At 58.1% G+C, this 14,729-nt stretch carries 13 protein-coding genes; 9 read left to right on the top strand and 4 right to left on the bottom strand.

The annotated features are described in order from the left end of the window. Positions 1–80 precede the first annotated feature (80 nt). The gene (gene ahpF, locus ACEN2T_RS02160; RefSeq protein ID WP_032885700.1) at positions 81–1,646 is read left to right on the top strand and encodes an alkyl hydroperoxide reductase subunit F; all 1,566 of its coding nucleotides are present in this window, start codon (positions 81–83) and stop codon (positions 1,644–1,646) included. A gap of 50 nt (positions 1,647–1,696) precedes the next feature. Here the strand turns inward: ahpF and gloA are convergent, their stop codons facing one another. Next, positions 1,697–2,218: a lactoylglutathione lyase gene (gloA, locus tag ACEN2T_RS02155; RefSeq protein ID WP_032885699.1), complete on the bottom strand. Its 522-nt coding sequence runs from the start codon at positions 2,216–2,218 to the stop codon at positions 1,697–1,699. Positions 2,219–2,416: 198 nt separating this feature from the next. Here gloA and ACEN2T_RS02150 point away from each other — a divergent pair, with 198 nt between their 5' ends. Then, the gene (locus ACEN2T_RS02150; RefSeq protein ID WP_095184728.1) at positions 2,417–2,953 is read left to right on the top strand and encodes a DUF4946 domain-containing protein; all 537 of its coding nucleotides are present in this window, start codon (positions 2,417–2,419) and stop codon (positions 2,951–2,953) included. 111 nt (positions 2,954–3,064) lie between these two features. Here ACEN2T_RS02150 and ACEN2T_RS02145 read toward each other — a convergent pair whose 3' ends face one another. From ACEN2T_RS02145 to ACEN2T_RS02135, 3 genes are all read right to left on the bottom strand, one after another. Next, positions 3,065–3,430, bottom strand: a complete 366-nt coding sequence (locus ACEN2T_RS02145; RefSeq protein ID WP_095184729.1) for a histone-like nucleoid-structuring protein, MvaT/MvaU family — start codon at positions 3,428–3,430, stop codon at positions 3,065–3,067. A 198-nt stretch (positions 3,431–3,628) separates the two neighbouring features. Then, a complete protein-coding gene (locus ACEN2T_RS02140) occupies positions 3,629–5,170 on the bottom strand; it encodes an EAL domain-containing protein (protein WP_442116212.1) in 1,542 nt (513 codons plus the stop codon). A 52-nt stretch (positions 5,171–5,222) separates the two neighbouring features. After that, positions 5,223–6,128, bottom strand: coding sequence for a LysR family transcriptional regulator (locus tag ACEN2T_RS02135; protein ID WP_442116211.1), 906 nt, complete (start codon positions 6,126–6,128; stop codon positions 5,223–5,225). 76 nt (positions 6,129–6,204) lie between these two features. On the opposite strand from ACEN2T_RS02135, the gene ACEN2T_RS02130 reads away from it, so the two are divergent. From ACEN2T_RS02130 to ACEN2T_RS02100, 7 genes are all read left to right on the top strand, one after another. Continuing rightward, positions 6,205–7,128, top strand: coding sequence for a DMT family transporter (locus tag ACEN2T_RS02130; protein ID WP_442116210.1), 924 nt, complete (start codon positions 6,205–6,207; stop codon positions 7,126–7,128). Positions 7,129–7,375: 247 nt separating this feature from the next. Next, complete coding sequence (gene hppD / locus ACEN2T_RS02125) at positions 7,376–8,452, top strand: 4-hydroxyphenylpyruvate dioxygenase (RefSeq protein WP_032885693.1); 1,077 nt, start codon at positions 7,376–7,378, stop codon at positions 8,450–8,452. Between the two features lie 233 nt (positions 8,453–8,685). Beyond that, positions 8,686–9,249 carry a fimbrial protein gene (locus tag ACEN2T_RS02120; RefSeq protein WP_032885692.1) on the top strand — a complete coding sequence of 188 codons (564 nt, stop codon included), beginning with the start codon at positions 8,686–8,688 and terminating at the stop codon, positions 9,247–9,249. 93 nt (positions 9,250–9,342) lie between these two features. Continuing rightward, on the top strand, positions 9,343–10,134 hold the full coding sequence (locus ACEN2T_RS02115; RefSeq protein WP_241089474.1) for a fimbrial biogenesis chaperone: 792 nt from the start codon (positions 9,343–9,345) through the stop codon (positions 10,132–10,134). Between the two features lie 152 nt (positions 10,135–10,286). Beyond that, positions 10,287–12,887, top strand: a complete 2,601-nt coding sequence (locus ACEN2T_RS02110) for a fimbria/pilus outer membrane usher protein (protein ID WP_442116209.1) — start codon at positions 10,287–10,289, stop codon at positions 12,885–12,887. Between the two features lie 44 nt (positions 12,888–12,931). Further along, on the top strand, positions 12,932–13,981 hold the full coding sequence (locus ACEN2T_RS02105; RefSeq protein WP_122680968.1) for a fimbrial protein: 1,050 nt from the start codon (positions 12,932–12,934) through the stop codon (positions 13,979–13,981). Beyond that, on the top strand, positions 13,978–14,727 hold the full coding sequence (locus ACEN2T_RS02100; protein WP_442116208.1) for a fimbrial biogenesis chaperone: 750 nt from the start codon (positions 13,978–13,980) through the stop codon (positions 14,725–14,727). Before ACEN2T_RS02105 ends, ACEN2T_RS02100 begins: the two co-directional genes overlap by 4 nt. Positions 14,728–14,729: the final 2 nt, after the last annotated feature.

The raw sequence follows: 14,729 nt of genomic DNA, 5'->3' as shown, positions 1-14,729 counted from the left end.
GCTGCAACCGCCCTCAAAAGCGCCCGGGCGAGATTCGCTCGGGCGTTTTTTTATACCCAGAATTAAAGGAAATCGCCCGTATGTTGGACGCCAATCTTAAAGCTCAGTTGAAGTCATACCTGGAACGGGTCACCCAGCCGATCGAGATCGTCGCCTCCCTCGATGACGGCGCGAAATCCCAGGAAATGCTTGCCCTTCTGCAGGACGTAACCAGCCTCACCACGCTGATCGCCCTGAAAACCGATGGCGATGACGCGCGCAAACCGTCGTTCTCCATCAACCGCCCAGGTGCCGATATCAGCCTGCGTTTCGCCGGCATCCCTATGGGCCATGAATTTACTTCGCTGGTGCTGGCCCTGCTGCAAGTCGGTGGCCACCCGTCGAAGGCCAGTGTCGAAGTGATTGAACAGATTCGCGCCCTTAAAGGTGAGTTCAGCTTCGAGACTTACTTCTCGCTGTCATGCCAGAACTGCCCGGACGTGGTCCAGGCGCTGAACCTGATGGCCGTTCTCAACCCGAACATCCGTCACGTCGCCATCGACGGTGCGCTGTTCCAGGCTGAAGTCGACGAACGCCAGATCATGGCGGTGCCAAGTGTGTACCTCAATGGCGTGAACTTCGGCCAGGGCCGCATGGGCCTGGAAGAAATTCTCGCCAAGCTCGACACCAGCGGTATTGAAAAAGCCGCCGAAAAAATCAGCGCCAAAGACGCCTTTGACGTACTCGTCGTCGGCGGTGGTCCAGCCGGTTCAGCGGCCGCTATCTATGCTGCGCGTAAAGGCATCCGCACCGGTGTTGCCGCCGAGCGTTTTGGTGGTCAGGTGCTGGACACCATGTCCATCGAGAACTTCATCTCGGTACAGGAAACCGAGGGGCCGAAACTGGCCAGCGCACTGGAGGCTCATGTGCGTCAGTACGACGTGGATATCATGAACCTGCAACGTGCCAGCAGCCTGGTCCCGGCGAAAAACCCTGGTGACTTGCACGAGATTCGTTTTGAAAGCGGCGCGACGCTCAAGTCCAAGACCGTGATTTTGGCCACTGGCGCCCGCTGGCGTGAAATGGGCGTGCCGGGCGAGCAGGAATACAAAGCCAAAGGCGTATGCTTCTGCCCGCATTGCGATGGTCCGTTGTTCAAAGGCAAGCGTGTGGCAGTGATCGGCGGCGGTAACTCCGGCGTGGAAGCAGCCATCGACTTGGCGGGCATCGTGAGCCACGTAACCTTGCTGGAGTTCGATAGCAAGCTGCGCGCCGATGCGGTGTTGCAGCGCAAGCTGTACAGCCTGCCGAATGTTGACGTGATTACCAGTGCGCTGACCAGTGAAGTCAAAGGCGATGGCCAGAAAGTCACGGGCCTGGCATACAAGGATCGTGACAGCGGCGAGTTCAAGACCATCGACCTGGAAGGTATCTTCGTGCAGATCGGCCTGCTGCCTAACACCGACTGGCTCAAAGGCACCGTAGAGTTGACCCCGCGTGGCGAAATCATCGTTGATGCGCGTGGTGAAACTTCACTGCCCGGTGTGTTTGCCGCGGGTGACGTGACGACCGTGCCGTACAAGCAGATCGTGATTGCAGTAGGCGAGGGCGCCAAGGCTTCCCTGAGTGCTTTTGATCACCTGATCCGCACCTCCGCGCCAGCGTAACTACCCGGCTGCAAATGAAAAACCCCATGATCACTCATGGGGTTTTTTCGTTACAGCGGCGTGGGCTGGATAATCTCAACCCAGTACGCATCCGGGTCCTTGATGAACGCCAGGCTCTTCATGCGGCCATCGGTCAGGCGCTTCTGGAAATCGCAGCCCAGGGCTTCGAAGCGTTCACACGCCGCGACGATATCCGGCACCGCGATGCAGATATGGCCAAAACCACGCGGGTCGGTGTTGCCGTTGTGGTAGGCGAAGTCGGCGTCGTTTTCGGTGCCGTGGTTGTGGGTCAGTTCCAGGATGCCAGGGATCGACTTCATCCACTGGGTGCGCGCGGCGGCGTCGGCCGGGATCTGGGATTTGTCCACCAGGGCCAGGAAATAGAGGCTGAATTCAGCCTCGGGGAAATCACGCTTTTCAACCAGCGAAAAACCCAGTACGCGCGTGTAGAAGTCCAGGGACTTGGTGATGTCCTTGACCCGCAACATGGTGTGGTTGAACACGAAGTTCGTGGTGGCGGTGTCAGGTTGGGCGGTGACGCCCGGGAAAGTGTTCAGTTCGTGCAGGCTCATGGGCCCTCCAGAAAAAAATGGGGCAAACGCGGCTCCAGGTGAGAGGAGCGTTCCCTTGGCTTGCGGCTGGCATCCGTGCAGCCGGGCCATGATACGCAAGGCCCGCCTGCTGCGCCAAATGAAAAAGGTCACGCGGGTCTTGCGATCAGCGGGTAGCGGGCCTCACACTTTGTCGCTTGAACCTTGGGTATCTTTCGCATGACCGAACGTCGTAAACCGCTGTTGAGTGCTGTATGCCTGCTGTTGGCCAGTCCTTTCGTTTCGGCGGCGGATCCGGAAATCCACTGGCCCAGCGGCTGGCAAGTCGAGGAGGTGGTGCGTGATGGTGAAACGCCGGCAACGCCACAGCCGGTTTCGCGTCAGCGTGCAATCAAGAACGATGAAAACGGCATCACACTGATGGTGATGGAGTTGACGGCAACGCCGACTGAGGCGGGCCATAACGTTAATCTTCAGGGTGTATTGCTGGAAATGCGCAAGTCCATCCAGAAAGATTTTGCCCAGAGCGGTTACCAAAGTGTCTGCAGCAAAATGCACTCGACAACATTGAGTCGGCTTGAGGCCATGGAAACTACCTGTGTGATTACCGAGAATGGACGGCACGTGCTTTCACAAACATTGGTGGGAGCTGTTGATACCGATAAAGCGTATGTTTTCTCATACGCGGGTCAAGCCGATGCTTACGAGGCGAGTAAGGATGAAGTCCGTTCGGTGCGCGACAGCCTCAAACTTTAAGTGCGTGTTGCGCGTCGAATTTGAACAAAATGAAATGTTATTTAAGTTCGGTTTCGAACCCTTGAATAAAAAAGCCCCGCTGACGCGGGGCTCTTTATTAGTGCGGTGTAATCAGCCGCGAAGCCAGGAATCTACAGTGGCGGCGCCATACTGTTCTTTCCATGCTTTGAGGCCGCGGTGGTTGCCGCCTTTGGTTTCGATAAGCTCGCCGGTGTGCGGGTTGTGGTAGACCTTGACCACGCGTGCACGGCGTTGTTTTGGTGCGTTGGCAGCAGCAGCGCTGGTCTTGCCCGGGTTTGGATCAAGGATCAGGATGATGTCACGCAGGCCTTTGCCGTAGGTTTTCATCAGCCCTTGAAGTTTTTCTTCGAATTCGATTTCTTTCTTCAGGCCAGCATCGTTCTTCAGGGATTCCAGCTGGGCAAGCTGCTCTTGAAGGGCTTTTTCTGCTGCGCGAAATTCGGCGAGTCTGGACAAAATCTGTACTCCAATAGTGTTGTTGGCTGATATCAACTGCAGACAAAGCTATTAGCCAATAGCGTTAAGGCGACTCAAAGAGGACGTCGTCCTGCGAGTTCTGCACAGGCAAGAAAAATTGTAGTAGTTAATCCGCTACGAGTAAATCATGTCTTTTGTCTTACTAACATTATTTCAACGCCGCTAATACGTGGCTATTCAATGGCTGGTCAGGTTTTTAATGAATTCATCGCTGGGTAGTGGCTTCCCAAACAGATAGCCTTGCAGGAAATCCACGCCGTGAGCAGCCAGGTATTCGCATTGTTCGGCCGTTTCCACACCTTCAGCAACGACACCCAGGTCCAGTTTGCCGGACAACTCTATGATGCTGTCCAGGATATGCCTCGACAGTGCGTCTGCACCGATCATGGCGACAAAACTCTGGTCGATCTTCAAGTAGTCCACATTGAAGTTGCGCAAGTAACCCAAGCTTGAGTGGCCGGTACCAAAGTCATCGATGGCAATCATGACGCCCAGTTGGTGCAAGGCGTCGAACAGCTGACGGGTGATATCGGTGGGCTCGATCAGCTCGCGCTCGGTCAACTCCAGCACCAAGGTCACCTGGCCCGGTATGAAGGCGGCGAGAAACTCACGGCAATCGTCCACCAGCGTCAGGTCGAGGCAATGGCGGGCGGTGATATTCACGCCGATGTGGAACCCCGGGCAAAACCGTGCCGCATGGGGAGCCAGTTGTACGGCGGTCTGGCGCAGCAGGGCGCGGGTCATCGGCACGATCAGGCCGGAATGTTCGGCCAGCGGGATAAATAGATCAGGCCGTACCAAGCCTTCCTTGGGATGCTGCCAGCGCATGAGCACTTCACAGCCGGCCCATTCGCGGGTGTCGCCGCGTACCACCGGCTGAAAATACGGAATGAACTCATCGGCGCCCAACGCCCGTCGCAGTTCATGGGTCGGTGCCGAGGAGCGTTTTTGCAGCCAATGCGCGAGCAGGCCTGCCATTGCGCCAAAGAACACCACCAGGCTGAACATCGCACGATAGCGCGCCTGCATGTAACGCCAGACCTCGCCGTCCGGCATGCCGGCGTCGACGCTGTAACCATAGCGTTGCGAGGCCAAGTGATGATGGGCTACGGCAAATTGCGGCACTTCAGTGGTATGAACACTGCCGTCGGCAGCCAGCCAGTTGGGCCCCACTTGCAGGACCAGTTGTGCATAGCGGCTGATCAGGCGCAAGGCGTTGGTCAGGTGATAACCGTCAATTGAAGCAAACGCGCCTTGGTCACCGTCGACCAGTCGGTACACCAGCAGCGCAGTGTCCGGCGTCACCGGGTTGCCATTCATCAACCAAAGCCGACCGTCCACATAGTCGTCGGGGTTTACGGGCGACTCATAGTTGCTGCCGAACAGTGAGCTGCAATAGATATTCTTCTGCCAGGACAAGGTCGTGGCGCGCACGAACGGGCGCCTTGTGACCTGCTCGCGCAACGCCAATTGGGTGCCGTTATCGCACGGCTGGCCTGCCAGCGGCAGCAGGGCCTGGGCGGCGAGGGCGGTGTTATCGAGCATCAGGTCGAACTGGCGCACCGCTTCCTCGGCGGTTTGCGCTGTGCTTTGCTCAAGGGTTCTTTCTGCTTGCCAATACAGGATGGCCAAGCCGAGCAGGATCGGCAGCAGACCGCAGAGGGCGCTGATCGAGTAGCGGACGATTGGCTCTCGCGGGCCTTTGACGGTGAGGGGCATGAGTTGTGCGGCCTGTTGCGGAGTAGGGGATGCGCCGGCAGGCCGGTCAGTATTATTTCGATAATAGATGGCTCGGTGGACAATTGCTTGCCCTACCACCGCGTTGCGCAATCTCGATGAACGCCAGCGTCGCGGGTGATGACTGGCGCCGATCAAGCACTGCCAAGCCAATCTGGCGCGGTACACGAGGGGATAGGGGGCGTTTCACATAGCGCGGGTCGTCCAGCGGTGGCAACGACGCCTCGGCCACGATGCTCAACCCGTCCCCGCGACTGACGGCTTCCAGAGTGCTCAGCAGTTGGGCGCAGCGATACCGCACCTTGGGCCGTAATTGGGCCGCACCGAACAGTCGGGACACCAGTTCCGACGATCCTGCCTCGGTGAGAATAAAAGGGTCGTCACACAGCTCCTGCAGAGTCAGGGCATCGCGATCGGCCAGTGGGTGCTCCGTAGGCAACAACGCGACCATTTGGTCCTCAAACAAGGCGAAGGTGTCGAAGCGCTCCTGCTCCAAGACCACAAAGCCTACATCGATCCGCCGCTCATCCAGCCACTGCAACACTTGCCGGTCAGGGCCTTCATCCACGTGGACCTCAATGCCCGGGTAGGCTGCACGAAACTGGCCGAGGATACCGGGCAGCAGGCGAATCGACGCAGTTGGCCCAAACGAGCCGACGCGCAGGGTGCCGCGCTTCATGCCACGGGCATCTGCTGCTTCCTGTTGCAGCGTATTGGCCAGGCCGAGCATGGCACGGGCGCGTCCAAGCAATTGCTGGCCGATCTCGCTCGGCTCCACCAGGTTTTGATGGCGCCGGAACAGCTCGACACCGAGCTCTTGCTCCAACGCTTTGATCGCATGGGACACCGCCGACTGGCTGATGCCGAGCCGGTGCGCTGCGCTGGTAAAGCCTTGTAGTTCGGCCACCAGTGAGAAAATTTCCAGTTGGGTCAAGGTCATGAGCGAATACTCATTTTACGATGATTGATCATTAGCAGAAGAATACTCCAGATCTTCTGTCACTTGAGCCAACCCAATGAGCCCCGCTTCGGATCGCCTGACCTATTGCAAACTCGCCGCCGTCACCATGATCTGGGGCGGCACCTTTATCGCTGGTCGTTACCTGGCCGATCAGCTCAATCCGCTGCTGGCCGCGAGCCTGCGATTTATCCTGGCAAGCCTGGCGTTGTTGCTGTTCATGGCCTTCGCACGCATCCCACTGGCTCGCCCGAGTCTTCGGCAACTTGCGCAATTGGCGGCGCTGGGGTTCTTCGGGATTTTCATCTACAACCTGTGCTTCTTTTATGGGCTGCAGTACATCAATGCGTCGCGGGCGTCATTGATCGTAGCGTTAAACCCGGCGGTGATTGGCCTGGCGTCGTGGTTGTTGTTCAAAGAGCACCTGAATCGCACCAAGGTGATGGGGATTGCATTGTGCGTGGCTGGCGCAGTCGCTGTGATTGTCAGTCGCAACCCTCAGCTGATGCAGGCAGGCGCCCATAGTTGGCGGGGTGACTTGCTGATCCTTGGTTGTGTGGCGGCGTGGGGCGTTTATTCGCTGGCTTCCCGCGCGCTGAACGCAAGCCTGGGGCCATTGCAGACCGTGACGTGGTCGGTATTGCTGGGAACCCTGATGTTGACCACAACCACAGCGCTCTCAGGAAACTTCACGGTCAAAGAGGTTGCAAGCCTTGGGCTTTCACAGCTGCTGAGCCTGCTGTATTTGGGTGTGCTCGGCTCGGCGCTGGCTTATATCGGTTACTACGACGGCATCCGGCGGATCGGCACGACACGTTCCGGTGTATTTATCGCGCTTAACCCGCTGACCGCAGTGATCTGCGGCGCCTTATTGCTGGGTGAAGCGTTGACCTTGCCCATGCTGATAGGCGGTGCCTTCATTTTGGCTGGCATTTACCTGTGTAACAAACCCCTTGCACGGGCAAGGGCAATAGGGATTTGATGAAGAGTACGGACAAACATCTTTACGCTGTGTAGAATCGATTTACGCATACAAGAATATGGACTTGCGCTCACGCAAGCCTCAGCCGTCAGAGACTGATGTAACCATGAAGCGACTCGGCTCCCCCCTCATCTTTGGTGACTTCCTCGCCCGCAGCGTGCGAGGCCTGTCCTGCGCGCCTCCCTCCCACCTCATCCTTGCTTGCAAATAACCCATTGCTACCTACAAGAATGATGAGGCACCGACCATGACCGTCCAACACGAAAACCCAATGGGCCTGATGGGCTTTGAATTTATTGAATTCGCATCGCCGACCCCGGGCACCCTGGAGCCGATCTTCGAGATCATGGGCTTCAGCAAAGTCGCGACCCACCGCTCCAAGAACGTGCACCTGTACCGCCAGGGCGAGATCAATCTGATCCTCAACAACGAACCCAACAGCATCGCCTCGTATTTCGCGGCCGAGCATGGCCCGTCAGTCTGCGGCATGGCGTTCCGCGTCAAGGACTCGCAACAAGCCTATACCCGCGCACTGGAGTTGGGCGCTCAACCAATCCATATCGAAACCGGGCCGATGGAGCTGAACCTGCCGGCAATCAAAGGCATCGGCGGCGCGCCGTTGTACTTGATCGACCGGTTTGGTGAAGGCAGCTCGATCTATGACATCGACTTCGTCTACCTCGACGGCGTGGAGCGCAACCCACAAGGCGCAGGCCTGAAGGTCATCGACCATCTGACTCATAACGTCTATCGCGGGCGCATGGCTTACTGGGCGAACTTCTACGAGAAGCTGTTCAACTTCCGTGAGGCGCGTTACTTCGATATCAAGGGCGAATACACCGGCTTGACCTCCAAGGCCATGAGCGCGCCGGACGGCATGATCCGCATCCCACTGAACGAGGAGTCGTCCAAGGGCGCCGGGCAGATCGAAGAGTTCCTGATGCAGTTCAACGGCGAAGGCATCCAGCACGTTGCGTTCCTCACCGACGACTTGGTCAAAACCTGGGACGCGCTGAAGAAGATCGGCATGCGCTTCATGACCGCGCCGCCGGACACCTACTATGAAATGCTCGAAGGCCGCCTGCCGAATCACGGTGAGCCGGTGGATCAGTTGCAGGCTCGTGGCATCCTGCTGGACGGCTCATCCATCGAAGGTGACAAGCGCCTGCTGCTGCAAATCTTCTCGGAAACCCTGATGGGCCCGGTGTTTTTCGAGTTCATCCAGCGCAAAGGCGATGATGGGTTTGGCGAGGGCAACTTCAAGGCGTTGTTTGAGTCGATTGAGCGCGATCAAGTCCGCCGTGGCGTATTGACCGCCGACTAGCCATCCAAAGCCTGCCAGGCTTTTCGGGCAATTCAAGAACACGCTCCGTATCGAAAGGTACGGAGCTTTTTTTTTGCCTGCCAAACACGTCAGAAAGGTTTTGCAACAGACAACTCCTTGGGGCTGTGGAACAAAATTTTACGAGACTCCACCCATGGACGTCGCAAGAGCTGATCCTCTCCTGCGTCATAAGTGTGCGTTTCGCGACCCCTAATTTTAAGGAAAGACTGATTATGACAAAACACACTCTGGCGGCTGCAGTGCTGGCTTTGTGCGGCTTCGCTGCCAGCTCCGCTTATGCAGCAGACGGTACCATCACGATCACCGGCTCGGTCAGTGGCACTACCTGCACCATCAGCGGCGGCACCGGAGCGTCGCCAGGTTCAGGTGCCAACTTCCCGGTCGTTCTTGATCGCGTGCAAACCTCGGCCCTCAAGGCGGCAGGCGATACGGCCGGCAGCAAGCGCTACTTTGTCTATGTGGGCGGCTCGGGCGGATGCCCGAACGGTACCAAGGTCGCCGTACGTTACGAGCCGACCAGCCCTGGCATCAACCCGGCAACCGGCAACCTGCGTAATACCGCCACTGCAACACCCGCCTCGCGGGTGGAGGTACAAATTCTCGATGGCGCTTCCAACACGCCAATGGACTTGCGCGTAGGTAATAACTCAACCGTTGCCACCGTGACCAATGGTCTGGCGACCTTACCGTTCTACGCACGCTACATCGCCAATGGCGGAGCGGCAGGCGCGGGCAATGTCACCAGCAGCGTGCAGTACTCGGTCACCTTTCCTTGATGCAGCCGCGCTGATAACCATTGCGTTTGTTGCCTGAGATCCTCGCTCGACCGTGCGGTCGGGCGCAGGACAACTGTTTTCAAGGATTACCCGATGCAGGATTTAATGATGTTCTTAAGTCATCGCGTGGTGTCCGTCGCGCTGAGTCTGGCCTTGTGCATAGCCTCGCATGCGGCGCACGCGGGGGTAGTTATCGACGGTACGCGACAGATTTACCCCGAGCAGCGACGCGAGGTCACCATACGAGTGACCAATGATGACAAACACGCACCCCGTCTGGTCCAGGCTTGGCTGGACGCAGGTGATGCCGAGGCAGCGCCGACACTGAGCGATGTGCCTTTCGTGCTGTCTCCCCCGGTATTTCGCCTGGACGCCGGCAAAAGCCAGTTCATGCGCTTGTCCTACACCAAGGCACCGCTGCCTGCGGATAGAGAGTCGCTGTTTTGGTTGAACGTACTTGAAGTGCCGGGCGCCACCAATGAGTTTGATCCCACCCTCGAAGACAGCCAGCGGAATCACTTCAAGTTTGCGTTCCGTATCCGCACCAAGGTGTTTTTTCGCCCGGCGCAGTTATCTGGAACGCCCGAGGAGGCGCCAGGGCTGTTGCGCTGGTCCCTGGAGCATGTCGCCCAAGACACCGTGATACAGGTGCACAACCCTTCGGCTTATCACGTCACCTTCAACGACATTTACCTGCTTATGGGCTCCCATCCCGACGCGAAAAAATTGTCACTGCCCGAAGCGATGGTGGAACCGGGAGGCACGTTGAAGTTGCCGGTGCCGAACGCCGCGAAGGTAATACCCGCCGATGCGCGGGTGAATTTCACCTACATCAACGATTTCGGCAGCTTTTCATCGGCGCAGCCTGCTGTATTGCATCGCTGAACGTGCCCCCGGAACGTTGCTGATCGCAAGCAAACGTACATTTCTCAGCGTCCACTGAAGTCATAACTATGCCTAGTCACATCCAAGTACGGGTGCATCGTTGCGCCCCGATTTTGCCATTCCAGCATCGAAAGATGATGTTGGGCGGTTTGATGAGTGCGGCCGTAATCGCAAGCGATTCCGCGCTTGCGTCTGAGTTGAGCTTTGATCTGAACGCATTCTCCAGCGGCCTGGCATCGTCGGTTGACATGTCACGGTTCAATACCGGCAACCAGATGAGTCCTGGCCTATACCGCATAGATATCGTGGTCAACGGCCAGGCTTTGGGGCGCAGGGAGGTAGAGTTCGTCGCGGCCCACGCAAAGACCGGTGCACAGCCGTGTTTGAGTCGCGAAGTATTGGAAAAAATCGGTATCGCGATGGATAAAGTCGATACCGATACCCGTGGGCGCGAGCTCGCGAACCCTGCCGCAGCCGGCCAGTATTGCGGCGACCTGGGGCAGTGGATTCCGATGGCGTCCAGCTCGTTCGATCCGGGCGCCCTTGAGTTAGCCGCCAGCGTGCCGCAGGCCTACATGAACCGGTCCATGCGCGGCTACATTGACCCCGAGTTGTTGGATGAGGGCATTACCGCCGGGCTGCTCAATTACAACTTCAGTACCAATGCGGTCACTGCTGGTGAAGGCGACGGTCGCACTTACCTGGGCCTCAATGCGGGGATTAATCTGGGCGCCTGGCGCTTGCGGCACCAAGGTGCCCAAGCCTGGAGCAACCGCACAGGGTTTGAGACTTATCAGAACACGTCCACTTACGTGCAGCGCAGCATCATCCCCTGGCAATCACAACTCACTATTGGAGACACCTTCAGCAACGGACAGATTGTCGACGGGGTACGCGTGCGAGGCGTAAGCCTGGCAACCGACGACCGCATGCGACCGCAGACGCAGCAAGGTTATGCACCGCAGGTACGCGGTGTCGCCGACAGTAATGCAACGGTCACCGTCAGCCAGAACGGGTACACCATTTATGAGACGACAGTCGCGCCTGGCCCTTTTGTCATCAGTGATTTGCATGCCACGGGTTATGGCGGTGATTTGATCGTCAGCGTGACGGAAGTCGACGGGCGTCGAAACACCTTCGTCGTGCCGTACTCGGTGGCCCCGGAATTACTGCGGGCCGACACGACAAAATACAGCGCCACCTTGGGTGAGGTGCAGCAAAAGGGCATCGATGCCAAGGGCGCAAACGTCTTTCAAGGCACTCTCCAACACGGCTTGACCGATGACTTGACGGTGTATGGCGGCGGCAGTCTTTCCAACGGTTATGAGCAGGGCAAGATCGGTATTGCATTGAATACGTCCATCGGTGCCATCTCGCTGGACGGCGCCACCTCGCATACCAAAGTGGCTGATCATGGACGCCTGTCCGGCCAAAGCCTGGGCGTGGGCTACAACAAAAGTCTGCCCGCCTCGGGTACGCATTTTGCGCTGGGTGCATACCGGTTCTCTACAGAGGGTTACCTGAACCTTCCGGATGCACTGAATGTGCGTGAAATCGCTCGCCAGTCCGGTGATGTCAACGGTTATGCCCGGCAAAAAAGTCGGCTCGACCTGACCATCAGCCAGCAGTTGGGCATAGGCACCTTGAGCCTGTATGGCAGCTCTGTCGATTATTGGGGCGGGCAGGAAGGGCGCCAGGTTTCATTCACCGCCAGTTACGGCTCGACCTGGAACAAGGTCAACTGGAACCTCTCGGCGCAGCGCTCAAGGGTCCAGGACACGCGACAACTGACTCAAAGCGAGCTCAGTGACGATGTGTTTTTCGGGCGTATCGGCCAACCCGGGCGCATCGATAACCGCTACATGCTGACGTTATCGATGCCGCTGGGGAGCGAGCCGAGGTCGCCGACCATCAATACTTCGCTGTCTCGGGACAGTGGCGATACACGGGGCAGCCAGCAGCAAGTGGGCATCAACGGCTTCCTGGGCGAGAACGCCGAGTTCGACTACGGTTTTTCCGCCAGCCGCGCGACCAGTGATCAATCGAGTTCCAGGCAACTTAACACCCACGCAGGGTACCGCACCGGTTCTGCCAGCGTGCGTGCAGGCTATGGTCAGAGCCGCGATAGATCCCAGCTTTCATTTGGCGCCGATGGCGGCATCGTCGCTCACGCTGGCGGCGTGACGTTTTCGCAAAGCCTGGGAGAGGCCTCTGCGCTGGTTCATGTGCCGGATGCCGAAGGCGCAGTGTTGGGCCACGACGGTGTTACACGCATCAATAGCAGCGGGTATGCCGTGGTTCCGTCACTCAGGGCATTCCAAAACAATACGGTGAGTGTTGATCCACAAGGCATGTCCATGGACGTGGAGCTTCAAGAGTCGAGCCTGGATATCGTTCCAACCCTCGGTGCAGTGCAATTGGTGGAGTTCAAGACCGTCAGCGGGCGGGCGGTGATCGTCCAGGCCAAACAGCAGAATGGCACGCCGCTGCCATTTGCGGCTCAGGTTCTGGACCAGCAAGGCCGGGAAGTCGGCGTAGTGGGCCAAGCCAGCAAAGCTTTTGTGCGCGATATCCCGGCTGCCGGCACGTTGATCGTCAAATGGGGTGAAAAAATTTCTGAACGATGCGACGTCCACTACCAGATGGCTGCGCATGCCGCGAACAGCCGCCAGCAAGACGTCGACTATCTCCAAGGGTTGTGCGTACCCAGCTCGGTTCGCCAAGTAGCCGGCAGTATTGAACGGCACCCGTGAATATTCGGTGCCACATCTGTAGGGCACCAGCAGAGGACTTTTGTATGAACTTATCTTGGCTTGCTGCCTCGACGTTGGGCGGCTGGATGCTAGCGATGCAAGCGCATGCTTTTTCAGGTGGGGATTGTTATCCGCAAGGGGCAACGGCGATCAACATTGCCCCCATTATCCCCCCGACCAACCCTCAGGTCGGGCAAGTGATCGGTTTGGCGGGAGGCTATCCCTTCAATGCACCGGCAAGTGTCATGCAGTGCCGTTACGACTTCTGGAGCGATTTCCACTGGGTAACTGCGACGATCAACGCGGTCAACTCCAGCTCCACTGGCAGGACATTCAACGCCAACGGTGTGTCCATGCCAGTGTTCGCCACAGGCGTGCCCGGGGTTGGGTTTGCAATGATGGCCCGCGACCCGAATCATGGCTTCGCCGCTGTCGGTCAATCGGCAGCATCACTGCTCAGGGTGAAGTATCCCAAGCCAGTTGTCTGGGGCCTGCAGGGACGGCTTTACCTGGTGGCCACGGGAGGGGCGATTTCTCCGGGGACTGTGCCCACACGCACTGTCGCGCATTACAGGGTGCAAAATACCAATACCTCAGCCCCTGGGTATCATCCGGTCAATATGCAGGCGCTGGTCATTAGCCCACCGCTAAAGCCGACATGCCGGGTTTCGACGCCCTCCATTGCGATGTCTTTGGGAAGCGTACCGGTTACGGCGTTCCGTGGCGTCGGCAGTCATGCCGGCAGCGTAACCCGCAATATCACGCTCTTGTGCGAAGGCGGCACCGGAGGCACGCGTGATGTATTTATCACCGTCACTGACCATACCACCCGCTCGAATCGCAGCGATGTGCTGTCCCTGACCGCAAGTTCCCAGGCCAAGGGCGTGGCCCTGCAGTTGGTACGCGGCGGCAATATTCTGGTTCGTTACGGTGCGGACTCCTCAAGCGTGGGCAACCCTAATCAATGGCTGGTGGGGACGACGGGCAATGGCACGGTGCAAATTCCGCTGACTGCGCGCTATATCCAGACACAACAGACGATTGCGCCAGGCAGCGCAAATGGCGTGGCAACGTTCACGATGAGTTACCGATGAGCCGGACGTTCCTGCGACGGCTCAACGTGATAGGGCTGCTGATGGCGCTGCAGGCACCTCTGGTCCAAGGCGAAATCGTCATCGACCGTACCCGTGTGATCTATCCGGCTCAAGCCCGCGAAGTAACGGTCAACCTTACCAATGAAACGGATGGCCCGCGGCTGGTCCAGGTATGGATCGACGCCAACGATAGCGAGGCGTCACCTGAAAACAGTGATTTGCCGTTCACTGTCACTCAACCGATTTTCCGCATGGAGGCCGGCAGTGGACGAGCGCTGCGCGTGCTCTATCAATCGTCTTCACACACGAACGAGGACCGGGAATCAGTGTATTGGCTCAACGTGCTTGCGATCAGGCCGACAGGCGAGCCCGCTGTGCAAAATAACCAAGTGAATCTGGCATTTCGTACGCGGGTTAAATTGTTCTTGCGGCCGAACCAACTAGCGGGGACGGCGGCAAGCTCGATTAATGACTTGAAATGGCAACTAGTTACCGGGGATGAGTCGACGCTGCACGTGAATAATCCCGGCGATTACCACGTCACGCTGTCCGGCATCGTTGTGACACGCGAGGGCGTTGAATACCACAGCGAAGACCCGCCGATGATCGCACCACGATCCACCGCCGTCGTGACGATGCCAAGGCTGCCGCACGGCGCGGCGGGCAGCGCAACAGTGCGCTTCACTACACTTGACGATCAAGGTGCAACCCAAACGCATTCGGCGCTGTTGGGCAATTCCAGGTGAAG

The sequence above is a fragment of the Pseudomonas sp. W22_MBD1_FP4 genome (genome assembly GCF_052113765.1).
Lineage (GTDB): Bacteria > Pseudomonadota > Gammaproteobacteria > Pseudomonadales > Pseudomonadaceae > Aquipseudomonas > Aquipseudomonas sivasensis.
Note: the sequence above shows the minus strand (reverse complement) of the source record. Positions and strands in the feature narration are given on the sequence as shown.